The following is an 11,620-nucleotide window of genomic DNA, read 5'->3' as shown; positions in this document are numbered from 1 at the left end:
GTTGGCGATTTTTTAGATATTCTATGAGTTTTCGACTTTAAAATGAGATACTATAGAAAACTGGTTTTAATAGGATGCTTTGTCAACCACATAAATGGAGGGATTATGGTGAGTGTGATTGAACTCAAACGAATGGCCAATCAAATACGCCAGGATATTATTACCATGCTTGTGCCGGCCAAATCAGGTCATCCTGGAGGCAGCCTATCTGCTGCGGACATACTAGCGGTTCTGTATTTTCATGAGATGAACGTTAATCCGGAGGATCCCCATTGGGTTGATCGGGATCGCTTTGTATTAGCTAAGGGACATGCTGCACCGGTGCTTTATGCAGCCCTTGTTGAAAAGGGCTTCTTTCCCAAAGAGGAAATCCTGGGACTGCGCCAAACCGGTCGGATTCTGCAAGGTCATCCGGATATGAAGAAAGTCCCCGGTGTGGATATGTCCACGGGCTCTTTGGGCCAAGGGCTTTCTGCAGCCAATGGGATGGCTCTTGCCGGAAAATTGGACAAGAAGGATTTCCGGGTCTATGTCGTCTTAGGAGACGGTGAAATGGCGGAAGGCCAAGTGTGGGAGGCAGCTATGGCTGCAGCTCACTATAAGCTGGATAATGTCATTGCCGTTCTCGACTACAACGGTCTGCAAATTGACGGAACAACGGACAAAATTATGTCCTCCGATCCTTTGAACGACAAATGGAAGGCTTTTGGCTGGCATGTCATCGAGGTGGATGGACATGATATAGAAGATCTACTGGCTGCCTTTGCCGAAGCTAAAAGTATAAAAGGAAAACCCACCATTCTTATTGCCCGGACCGTCAAGGGTAAAGGGGTGTCCTTTATGGAAAACCAAGTGGGCTGGCATGGGAACGCACCTAATGCCGAACAAGCAGAGCAAGCCTTGAAGGAATTAGGAGAGGAGGCGGCACGCCTTGGCTAAACAAGCAACACGGGATGCCTATGGTAAGGCCTTAGTGACCTTAGGGGCAGAAAATAAAGATATCGTTGTTTTGGATGCGGACCTGTCTAAATCCACGAAGACTGCTGATTTTGCAAAGCATTATCCGGAACGGTTTTTTAATATGGGAATCGCGGAAGCCAACCTTATGGGCACAGCGGCAGGTTTGGCAGCGGCGGGGAAGATTCCCTTTGCCAGCACGTTTGCCATTTTTGCCACAGGACGGGCCTTTGAGCAGATTCGCAACTCTATCGCCTATCCGAAATTAAATGTTAAAATCGCCGCCACCCATGCCGGTGTTACTGTTGGTGAGGACGGAGGATCTCACCAGGCGGTGGAGGATGTGGCCATTATGAGGGCTGTACCCAATATGACCGTATTAGTGCCTGCAGATGGGGAAGAAACCCGGCAAGTCATCCGCGCAGCTGCAGACTATGAAGGCCCTGTCTATATCCGTATGGGCCGGCTAGATGTTCCTCTGCTCTTTGATGATAACTATAAGTTTGAGATCGGCAAAGCCAATGTCCTTCGGGAAGGCTCGGACTGTGTCGTTTTTGCTAACGGAGTCATGGTGGCAGCAGCTTTGGAAGCTGCTCAGGACCTTGAAGAAGAAGGACTTGATGTTGCGGTGGTTAATGTGGCTTCCGTAAAGCCTCTCGATGTGGAGACCATCGTCGCTTGTGCCGAAAAGACCGGTGCGGCAGTCACTGCCGAAGAGCATAATATTATTGGCGGTTTGGGAAGCGCAGTGGCCGAAGTCTTAAGTGAATATAGACCTACTCCTTTAGTACGGGTTGGGATGAAGGATACTTTTGGTGAATCTGGCCGTCCTTTGGAGTTGTTGGAGAAATACGGCTTGACCAAAAAGGAAGTTGTGGAAGCAGTGAAAGCGGTTATTGCCAGGAAATAGAGATTCCCAAAAGGTAGGAGCGGGGAGGGATAGGTTTTGAGTAATCCCTGTGGTATGACTAAAGCTAATATTCTTCGACAAACCGAAGTGAATGGGATTCTTATTTATTTGGGTACGGGTGTCAATCCCGTGAATTCTCCAACACAATTTTTTGTGGCATGGGGCAATACAATAAAAAATGGCCTGATTCACACCTTCAATCGCGAAGAGCCTAATGATGGTTGCCTTTGGTTCATTGATGAGGATGAAGCGGAGACAAAATTTTCAGCATTGGAGAAAGCTTTAAAAGAGAATCTGTAACCCATAGTGTTATAAACCCGATTTTTCGAATCGGGTTTTTTCTTTTACCCCCAACTTCTTCTTTGAAATAAGTTTTTGGCATTTTGATAACAGGAAATCCATACCTCATGTCGAATTACCTTATAGGTTTGGATAAAATGGGAGCTCAAGGAGAATTCAAGGAGGCCTAGGAAAAAATGATCCAAATGACGAATGTATCGAAGATCTATCCGAACGGCGCCAAGGCCCTTGTCGATATTAGTCTAAAAATAGACAAAGGGGAGTTTATTTTTCTGGTGGGACCCAGTGGTGCGGGGAAATCCACCCTGATCCGCTTGCTCTACCGTGAGGAATTGCCCACCCGCGGTCAAGTGACCATGAATGGTAAAAGTATGATTCGTATGCGGGAACGGGAGGTTCCCCATCTGCGTAGAAATATTGGCGTTATATTCCAGGACTTTCGTCTTTTACCCAATAAAACGGCCTTTGAAAATGTGGCCTTTGCCTTGGAGGTTATCGGTGTTGGCAATCGGGAGGTCAAGAGCCGGACGAAGAAAGTTCTGGAGCTTGTGGGCTTAGCCAATAAAGAGAAAGCCTTTCCTCATGAGTTATCCGGAGGGGAGCAGCAGAGGGTTTCGGTAGCCAGAGCTATTGTCAACAATCCCTCCCTTTTAGTGGCGGATGAACCTACGGGTAATCTGGACCCGGAGACTGCCTGGGAGATTATGGAGCTGCTCTATAATATTAATCGCAGAGGAACGACCATTGTGATGGCCACTCATGCCCGGGATATCGTCGATCAAATGCAGAAGCGTGTCATAGCGATTGAAGATGGAAAAGTTGCACGTGATCAGAAGCAGGGGGCTTATGGATATGGCGTTTAATTCTCTCGAGTACATATTTCGCGAAGTAACTCACTCTATTCGCAGAAATTTATGGTTAAGTATTGCTTCAGTGCTGACGGTGATGATCTCTATGGTCATTTTAGGAGCATCGGTGTTCTTCTTGCTCAATGCCTCGAATCTGGCTTCGGACTTTGAATCCGAACTGCAGATTGCCGTGTTTGCTCAGGATGATTTGAATTCTCAAGAGGTCGGGGCTTTGGGTGAGAAGCTCAAAGGCTTGGCGGGGGTGGACACTATTGAGTTTGTTCCGAAAGAGCAGGCTTTGAAGAATTTTTCCGGTTCGATGAGTTCCACGACCATTGTCTCGGATTTAGGGGGCACGAACCCTTTCCCGGATAAATATACCGTCCATGTAGTGGACCCGCAGCAAGTTGAAAGTGTGGCCGACCGGATTACTAAGCTGACCGGTGTGGATAATGTAGTCTATGGGAAAAACCTGGTAGAGCCCTTGCTGAAGTTTACCAAGTGGCTCCGCTGGGCGGGAACAACGGTGGTAGGGCTGTTTGCCATCGCCTCCCTGATTTTGATCTCTTTAAACATTAAGATGAATGTTTTTTCCCGTCGTAAGGAAATTGAGATTATGAAGCTGGTCGGGGCGAGCAATGCCTTTATTCGCTGGCCCTTTATCTTGGAGGGGATGTTTTTAGGATTGGCAGGGGGTTTGTTGGCTATCCTGCTGGTGGGGTTCGGCTATGATTGGCTGGCTAAGTACATACAAACCACGTTGGCCTTTATGCCCGTGGTTAACGAAGCAGGGCTCATCGGAAAGGTACTGGGTTCCATCGTCCTTTTAAGTATGGGAATAGGTGCGGCAGGAAGCGTGATTTCCTTAAGACGTTTCCTGAAGGTTTAATGATCAAGGAGGGAAAAAAATGACCAAGAAAAGAGGAGCAATAGCCTTTTTACTTACAACAGTATTGCTTGCAGGTTCCGTCATTCCACTTCAAGCCGGGGAATTAGAGGACGCCATAAAAGAACAAAGGGAGCTGCAGAAGAAGGGAGAACAGGCCCGCAGCCAGCTGAACAATCTTACCCATACTGCCGATAAACTTCAAAATCAGATTAAGAGTTTAGCAACTCAGATTACCGTAGCGACGAATAGCTTGAATGAAAAACAGGTTGCTTATAACCAGGCTGTGGAGGCAGTGAACCAATCCGAGCAGGAGTTAAAGCAGCGAGAGGAAGAACTGGCCAATCGCCAAGAGGTGCTGCGGAAACGGGTCAAAGAAATCTATCAGGTAGGTCAAGTCAGCTATCTGGAAATTCTTTTTGAAGCAGAGGACCTCAGTGATTTTATCACCCGGGTGGAGTATTTTAACCGTTTGATTGACAATGACCAGAAGATTCTAACCGATATTGGCTTGGAAAAGGCAAGAATCGAAGAAGAGACGAAAGTATTGCAAGCCCACCGGGATGAAGCCGCCAAGCTTAAGGCTGAAGCAGAGAAAGCCAAAGCAGAACTGGATGCCAAGAAGAAGGAGCACCAAGTAGCCCTGGATACCAATAAAAAGGCTCAAAGTGATATTTTTGAACAAATCGAGCAAATGGAAGCGGACTCTAACGCAATTGCCGAAAAGATCCGCAAATTAACCGCCAATTCAGGTGTGGTTCATGGAACCATCAGCACCTATCCCTTACCCGGATACTATGAAATCAGCGACGCCTATGGCTGGCGGATTCACCCTATAACGAAAAAGAAGAGCCTGCATACCGGGACGGACCTCCCCGCTCCCACTGGGACGAAAGTCTTGGCAGCAGGGAATGGGGAAGTCATTATGGCCGATTGGTATGGAGCCTACGGAAATGCTGTTATCGTCGATCATGGAGGGGGATACACCACTCTTTATGGACACAATTCCAAGCTGGCCGTTAAAGTAGGAGATATGGTGAAGGCCGGCGATGTGGTGGCGTATGCTGGCTCAACAGGCTGGAGCACGGGGTCTCATCTTCACTTTGAAGTGCGTATAAAAGGGGAGTCTACGGATCCTATGCAATTTTTTCGCTAAACAGAAAGAATGAGTCTGCGGAAGCACAAGGGCAACCAAAGGCTCCGCATTCTTATGCCTTCTATGAAGCGACAAATGCGAAGCCTGGTTTACTTTGCACTCTCAGGAGTATAAGTGCAACTAAGGCTTCTGCCCGCGCCTATACAGGCTTGGCACAAGCCAAGGTTTCTTTAAAATAAGTATGTCCTGAAGTGGATAGGCATATAATATAAAAAATAATAAAAGCCCGCCACTTATCTCCTACCAAAGATCAAGAGATGAGTCACGGTAAAAAACGTCCCAAGAAAGGAACATAAGATGATTGGGATCGGATCAGTGTAGGAAGGGGATATGGATTTGCAGGAGAGTCGATGGAAAGAGTATTTGAAAAACTTGGGATGGGTTCTTGTCATAGGGAGTTTGATTTTTACGGTGGCTGTCGGAGGGTTCATTGTAACTCATCTGGATCATGTAGGACGCTTAGCAAAAGTGGTCCAGCTTGTTAAAAGTGACTATCTGGAGGAAGTGCCTGTAGACACCCTGATTGATGGTGCCACTAAAGGAATTGTGGATTCCTTGGGCGATCCCTATTCAAGTTATATGAATGCTCAAGAGAATGAAGAGCTCATGCAACAGATTGAAGGGAAATTTGGCGGGGTGGGGATTATTTTAAGTCTGAAGGATCCTCAAAAGCTTGTGGTGCTGAGACCCATCAAAAATACCCCGGCGGCTAAAGCCGGACTACAGCCCGGGGATGTTATTATTAAGATCGATGATGTGGACGCTACCACCATCGATCAGGAAAAAGCGGTATCCCTAATGCGTGGGGATCCGGGGACCAAAGTTACTCTGGTGGTCTATCGAGAAAGCATTAAGCGAAATGTTACCGTCCCTTTAACCCGGGAAAATATAGCAGTACCCACGGTGGAAGGACTGGCGTTGCCAGGGAACTCGGATATAGCTTATATCGGAATTTCACAGTTTTCCTCTAATACAGCTCTTGAACTTAATGAAGTTCTGCGAAATATGGATATCAGCCGTTACAAAGGGATGATCTTGGATTTACGCTATAACCATGGCGGAGAATTGGAATCCGCTGTGGGAGTAACCAGTTACTTTGTTCAACCTGGCCCCATCGTCTATATTGTAGATAAAGGAGGCAACACCGTAACCAAGGCTTCAGAAGGTAATTATTTAGGCATTCCTTTTGTGGTTTTAGTTAACGAAGAAAGTGCCTCTGCTGCTGAAATTGTTTCAGGGGCGATTAGAGATCGTGGAACAGGCACCCTTGTAGGCGTCAAGACCTTTGGTAAAGGGATTGTGCAGACGATTTACCAACTGGATAGCGGGACCAGCGTGAAGCTGACCACCGCGAAGTATTTGACTCCTAATAAGATAGATATCCATAAAAAGGGCATCGAGCCCGATGTACAAGTGAAGCTAAAGGATGGAGAAGAAGCGACTCTTTCTCCTACCACAAAAGCCTTCGATACCCAGCTTACGGAAGCACTGAAGGCGCTTCGTCAAAAAATGGAATAGCTGCAGTGGGACAGATTTCTGTCCCGCTTTTTGTTTTCCCCAAAATCCTGTGACCCCTGACCTCCCTTATGCATACACTACACCGCAAGCAAAATTTCAAGGGGGAAAGGACATGGGGAATAAACCCAATGGACGACATTACTTTGCAGAGGGGATTACCAATCGCGGATACATATCGCTTCTACCCAATATGATGTCAGAATGGGAACGTACTTATGTCCTGATTGGAGGGCCGGGAACAGGCAAATCCACCATGATTAAGATGATTGGACTGGACCTTCTTGATCGCGGGTATGAGGTTGATTTTCTTCGCTCCGCCTGGGATCCGGATTCTATGGCGGGAGTGCTTATTCGCCGTTTCAACTGGGCAATCCTTGATCAATATGAGATCGCACCTCTACATTGGCGCGCACCTGGGGTGATTGAGCGTTTTATTGATTTTTCCAGATATTGCAATCAAGGAAAGCTTGAGCAACAAAGATTGGGAATCCTTGAGCTTGAGGAAAAGATCAAACATGGGCAACAGAAAATAGGCGAAATTTTAGCCGAGGAATTCGGAGAAAGAATCCGAGAAAGGTTTTATTTAAAGGCCGAAGGTGGTAGACCTTGGTTGCCGAAGCTTTATGCTTCAAATTTATTTAAAGAGGCAAAAGGCCCCTGGAGCAAGGCTCAGGATGCCTTGAAAAAAATCCAGAAGAGTGCCGTTCAATCCTTCTTTCTTCATGGAATTAGTACGGAGGGCTGGCTGAACTTAGCCCCTTATTTCTTGACAGACTATGACCAGATTCGTTTCGATGGGGAAGAGGCACATGAAGCTATGGAATGGGTTTTGAAAGAAGCGGAACAGCTGGGGCAGGTTATTGATATTGTCTTACATCCTCTTTACCCTGATGAGATTCTGGGCATCGTTTTTCCAGAAAGAAAGCTAACCATCTGGCAAGGGGATCCGGAGCATCTAGGGGATCAAGGACTTGGGCGTCCTTTTAGCAATGATCTCAGAGAAGCCCTTCTGGGCACCCAGAAGTTGAGAGATAAACTTAAATCCATGTATACGAAAACGGTTGACTTCGATCAAGTGGATAGTATGAAAACGGATTTATTAAGTTCTGCTTTAAGAGATATGGACCCCAAAAACCTATAAAAAAAGAATGACCTTCAGAGTCATACCATTGATTGACAGCAGTTGCCTTTCATATTTCATACAATCAAGGGAAGACTAGAAATACTCATGATAAGCACCAACAAAACGGTGCTTTTTTGATATTGCGAAACAGAAGGTTTTCTATAGAGTGGATCGACCCTGGAAAGGAGCGTGTTCCATGAAAAAAGTGCCCTCCATGATCATCGTGTTACTCCTAAGTATGGCCTTAACCGGCTGTAACATGCAAAATATTTTTGGCGGCTTAATGGGGAGCAAGGAGAAAACATCGAGTAGATCCTCCCAACAGGAAGAGAAAAAAATAATAGCAGTAGCTTTAAACCAGGAGGATCCTAACAAAGACATGTTTCTTCTCGGTATCCAGGAGATGGCCGAAAAAGAAGAAATGGAAGTTAAGGTTTTGAACAGAGAAGACCAAGGGAATTCCCAAGCCCTTAAGGATGCTAAGGTTCTCATTCTTCAAGAAGGGGAGCAATCCTTTTTAAAGGAGGCGCAAAAAGGAGATATACCGATTCTAGCCTTAAATGGCCTGCCTTCCGGGGTGAAAGCCAAGGGGGTCATCCTACCGGATCCGGATCAGGTGGGAAGGCTCATGGCTCAGCAAGTCCAAGGAAAAGTCACTGAAGGGCAGGTTGTCTATCTACAAGGGGAAGCAGAAGATCCTATCGCTCAAATGAATGTAGCGGCCTTCAAGCAAGAGTTGGGTAAAAATTCCAAATTGACGTTACATAGCATTACAAATCCTCCCGAATCGGAAACAATAGCCATACAAAGCCTTATGGAACATTTGCAGAAAAACTCCGGTCAAGTTAAGGCTATCTGTGCCAAGAATGAGAAACTCATTTCGCTGGCCTATGAGTTGCTTAAAACCATGGGACTTACCGATAAAATTTATCTTATGGGTGGAGAAGCTAATCCTAAATCATTGCATAGGATTGCCTCTGGCAGTCAGATCGCTGACATTGATACAGCGCCCTATGTTCAAGGTGCTAATGCCTTTCAATGGGCTCAGAAATTAATGGATAAGCAATCCGTAGACATAACCCAATCCATTACCGGTGATCAAGGTGAAGTGGCGGCTAAGATTATTCCAGTTAAAACCGTGACAACGGAAAATCTCGCCCTCATTCAGAAAAGCTATACAAAAGCAGCAGAAGCTCAGAAAGAGCTAGAAAAGAAAAAGGAAGAGTCTCAGGCGAAGGGTTCTGGAGGCCAAGGGAATCAAAAAGGCGGGGAAAAAAGCAGTAATGGTAGTGGTAGTGGCAATAGTGAAGAAAAAGGTGCAGAATCCAGCAGTCAAGGCCAGGAAAGCTCCTCTTCGGGACAGAGCGGGGGACAGGGAGTTATGCCTGAAGGAGTAAAGAAAGTGACTGAAAAAGTCCATACGGAAATTATCCGCGAATACCTTGATGAAAAAGGCAATGTTCTGGGAACAGAAAAAAGTGCCAATGATCAAGTTCGGACCGTCCCACCGGAAATGCTCCTGAAAGAACAGCAGCAACAGAAACAGCAAGGGGGGCAGAAAGAGCAGGAGCAAGGTAAGCAGGGCAATCAGGGTAAGCAAGGTGAAGGCGCTTCAAATGAAATGAAACAGGGTGCAGGAGGTTCCTAATATTTCCAGCGAAAATTAACAAAAAAGCCGAACATATTTTCGGCTTTTTTGTTTTGTTTCCTATGGAGAAGTGATATAATCTTGCTTAGAATGATTTAAAGACCAGAACAAATAGTAGAACTTATAAGTTTTATAAGAAAGGAGATTGGAGTAACTCATGGAGTTCCGTTTACAAGCCCCCTATAAGCCCTCCGGGGATCAGCCCCAGGCAATCGATGCTCTGGTCGAAAGTATACATTCCGGCAGACGTCATCAAACCTTGCTGGGGGTAACAGGTTCAGGAAAAACCTTTACTATGGCCAACATTATTGAAAAAGTTCAACGGCCTACTCTGATTCTCGCTCATAATAAGACTTTAGCGGCTCAGCTTTACACTGAGTTCAAGGAGTTCTTTCCGGAAAATGCTGTGGAGTATTTTGTCAGTTACTATGATTACTATCAGCCGGAAGCCTATGTCCCTTCCAGCGATACCTATATAGAAAAGGATTCCTCTATCAATGATGAGATTGATAAAATGCGCCACTCCGCTACGGCAGCCTTATTCGAACGTCGTGATGTGATTGTGGTGGCCAGTGTATCTTGTATTTATGGTTTGGGTTCTCCCGAGGAATACCGTGATCTGATGGTTTCCTTACGACAGGGGCAGGAAATTGACCGCAATGAAATTTTAAAAAAACTCATATCCATTCAGTATGATCGCAATGATATGGCTTTTGAACGAGGAACCTTCCGCGTCCGTGGAGATGTAGTTGAAGTCCATCCCGCCGGGTCCGGTGAACACGCTATTCGTATCGAAATGTTTGGGGATGAAATCGAACATATCTACGAGATCAATGTTCTAACAGGTGAAATACTAGGAGAACGCCGACATGTTTCCATTTTCCCGAACTCTCACTATGTCACGGCACGAGATAAAGTATTAGTAGCTGCCGAGAATATTGAAAAAGAATTAGAAGAGCAGCTCAAACGATTTAAGGATGAAAATAAACTTTTGGAGGCTCAGCGTTTAGAACAAAGAACTCGTTATGATCTGGAGATGCTGAGGGAGATGGGGTTTTGCAATGGTGTTGAAAACTACTCCCGCCATTTAACCTTCAGAGAAGCAGGAGAAACCCCCTATACCCTTCTGCACTTTTTCCCTGAGGATTACCTTATGATGATTGACGAATCCCATGTCACTTTACCTCAAGTTCGCGGTATGTATGAAGGGGACCGTTCCCGTAAAACCACCCTGGTAGACTACGGATTCCGGCTTCCCTCCGCTTTAGATAACCGCCCCTTGAAATTCGCTGAATTTGAAGAACAGGTCCCCCAACGGGTCTACATCAGTGCCACTCCCGGCCCCTATGAGCTGGAACATTGTCCCCAGATTGTGGAGCAAATTATTCGACCCACCGGGCTTTTGGACCCGGAGATTTCTGTCCGGCCGACGAAAGGTCAGATCGATGATCTTATCGGGGAAATCAACCAAAGGATTGAACGGGATGAACGTGTTCTCGTCACCACCCTGACCAAAAAGATGGCAGAGGATTTAACGGATTATCTGAAAAACCTCAATATGTCCGTCAAATACCTCCACTCCGATATTACGACCTTGGAGCGGGTGGAGATCCTTCGGGAATTGCGTTTGGGAGATATCGATGTCATCGTGGGAATCAACCTGCTCCGGGAGGGCCTGGATCTTCCGGAAGTTTCCCTGGTTGCTATTCTCGACGCGGACAAAGAGGGCTTTCTCCGCGCTGAACGCTCCCTGATTCAGACCATTGGCCGCGCCGCTCGGAATGCCCAAGGGAAAGTCATTATGTATGCGGACCAAATAACCCGCTCCATGAGAGTGGCTATCGACGAAACCAATCGCCGCCGGGCTATTCAGGAAGCCTATAATGAAAAGCACGGGATTATCCCCCAGACCATTCGCAAAAAAATCCACGAGGCTCCGGAAGCCACCAAGGTTGCAGAAAAGAAAGCAGCCTATGGCTCGAAAATGCCTGCTGAAGAACTGGCAGAACTGCTTAAGAGCCTGGAACAAGAAATGCGTTTAGCGGCCAAAGATATGGACTTCGAACGAGCAGCCGAGATCCGCGATGCTATTATCGAGCTTAAAGGGGAAGAGAACAAATATAAACGCCCTACTCAAGGCCGTGCTCGCAAAAGGGAGTCGCCGGCTCCGGCAGGTCGCAAGAGTGCGCCCAGGAAGAGGAGTAAGTAGAGTAAGTTGCTTTGGTCGATGAAAGTCGATGAAAGATGATCTCCAGGATTTTGCGTTACATCGTT

General features: G+C 46.4%; 10 protein-coding genes. All 10 read left to right on the top strand.

Annotated elements, in window-relative coordinates; genetic code table 11:
- Positions 1-105 precede the first annotated feature (105 nt).
- The 10 genes from DESPCE1_RS0119885 (at position 106) to uvrB (ending at position 11,555) form a co-directional block, all read left to right on the top strand.
- Positions 106-939 carry a transketolase gene (locus DESPCE1_RS0119885; protein WP_019851478.1) on the top strand — a complete coding sequence of 278 codons (834 nt, stop codon included), beginning with the start codon at positions 106-108 and terminating at the stop codon, positions 937-939.
- Complete coding sequence (locus DESPCE1_RS0119880) at positions 932-1,867, top strand: transketolase family protein (RefSeq protein WP_019851477.1); 936 nt, start codon at positions 932-934, stop codon at positions 1,865-1,867. The genes DESPCE1_RS0119885 and DESPCE1_RS0119880 overlap by 8 nt, the downstream gene beginning before the upstream one ends.
- 36 nt (positions 1,868-1,903) lie before the next feature.
- Positions 1,904-2,167, top strand: coding sequence for a hypothetical protein (locus tag DESPCE1_RS0119875; protein ID WP_019851476.1), 264 nt, complete (start codon positions 1,904-1,906; stop codon positions 2,165-2,167).
- 176 nt (positions 2,168-2,343) lie between these two features.
- Positions 2,344-3,030 carry a cell division ATP-binding protein FtsE gene (gene ftsE, locus DESPCE1_RS0119870; protein ID WP_014795787.1) on the top strand — a complete coding sequence of 229 codons (687 nt, stop codon included), beginning with the start codon at positions 2,344-2,346 and terminating at the stop codon, positions 3,028-3,030.
- The gene (ftsX, locus tag DESPCE1_RS0119865; protein ID WP_019851475.1) at positions 3,020-3,904 is read left to right on the top strand and encodes a permease-like cell division protein FtsX; all 885 of its coding nucleotides are present in this window, start codon (positions 3,020-3,022) and stop codon (positions 3,902-3,904) included. Before ftsE ends, ftsX begins: the two co-directional genes overlap by 11 nt.
- A 19-nt stretch (positions 3,905-3,923) precedes the next feature.
- The gene (locus DESPCE1_RS0119860) at positions 3,924-5,057 is read left to right on the top strand and encodes a murein hydrolase activator EnvC (protein ID WP_019851474.1); all 1,134 of its coding nucleotides are present in this window, start codon (positions 3,924-3,926) and stop codon (positions 5,055-5,057) included.
- Positions 5,058-5,387: 330 nt separating this feature from the next.
- Positions 5,388-6,575, top strand: a complete 1,188-nt coding sequence (locus DESPCE1_RS0119855) for a S41 family peptidase (protein ID WP_014795784.1) — start codon at positions 5,388-5,390, stop codon at positions 6,573-6,575.
- A 112-nt stretch (positions 6,576-6,687) separates the two neighbouring features.
- Positions 6,688-7,716: a hypothetical protein gene (locus tag DESPCE1_RS0119850; protein WP_014795783.1), complete on the top strand. Its 1,029-nt coding sequence runs from the start codon at positions 6,688-6,690 to the stop codon at positions 7,714-7,716.
- A gap of 178 nt (positions 7,717-7,894) precedes the next feature.
- The gene (locus tag DESPCE1_RS0119845) at positions 7,895-9,346 is read left to right on the top strand and encodes a substrate-binding domain-containing protein (protein ID WP_019851473.1); all 1,452 of its coding nucleotides are present in this window, start codon (positions 7,895-7,897) and stop codon (positions 9,344-9,346) included.
- A 157-nt stretch (positions 9,347-9,503) separates the two neighbouring features.
- Positions 9,504-11,555 (top strand): excinuclease ABC subunit UvrB, encoded by a 2,052-nt coding sequence (gene uvrB / locus DESPCE1_RS0119840; protein WP_019851472.1) that lies wholly within the window; start codon positions 9,504-9,506, stop codon positions 11,553-11,555.
- The last annotated feature ends 65 nt before the right edge of the window (positions 11,556-11,620 follow it).

This window comes from Desulfitobacterium sp. PCE1, from assembly GCF_000384015.1.
In the GTDB taxonomy this organism is placed as follows: Bacteria; Bacillota; Desulfitobacteriia; order Desulfitobacteriales; family Desulfitobacteriaceae; genus Desulfitobacterium; species Desulfitobacterium dehalogenans.
Note: the sequence above shows the minus strand (reverse complement) of the source record. Positions and strands in the feature narration are given on the sequence as shown.

Coding starts and splice junctions, on each gene's coding strand:
- DESPCE1_RS0119885 (WP_019851478.1), top strand. CDS start 106: ATGGTGAGTGTGATTGAACTCAAACGAATGGCCAATCAAATACGCCAG.
- ftsE (WP_014795787.1), top strand. CDS start 2,344: ATGATCCAAATGACGAATGTATCGAAGATCTATCCGAACGGCGCCAAG.
- ftsX (WP_019851475.1), top strand. CDS start 3,020: ATGGCGTTTAATTCTCTCGAGTACATATTTCGCGAAGTAACTCACTCT.
- DESPCE1_RS0119860 (WP_019851474.1), top strand. CDS start 3,924: ATGACCAAGAAAAGAGGAGCAATAGCCTTTTTACTTACAACAGTATTG.
- DESPCE1_RS0119855 (WP_014795784.1), top strand. CDS start 5,388: ATGGATTTGCAGGAGAGTCGATGGAAAGAGTATTTGAAAAACTTGGGA.
- DESPCE1_RS0119850 (WP_014795783.1), top strand. CDS start 6,688: ATGGGGAATAAACCCAATGGACGACATTACTTTGCAGAGGGGATTACC.
- DESPCE1_RS0119845 (WP_019851473.1), top strand. CDS start 7,895: ATGAAAAAAGTGCCCTCCATGATCATCGTGTTACTCCTAAGTATGGCC.
- uvrB (WP_019851472.1), top strand. CDS start 9,504: ATGGAGTTCCGTTTACAAGCCCCCTATAAGCCCTCCGGGGATCAGCCC.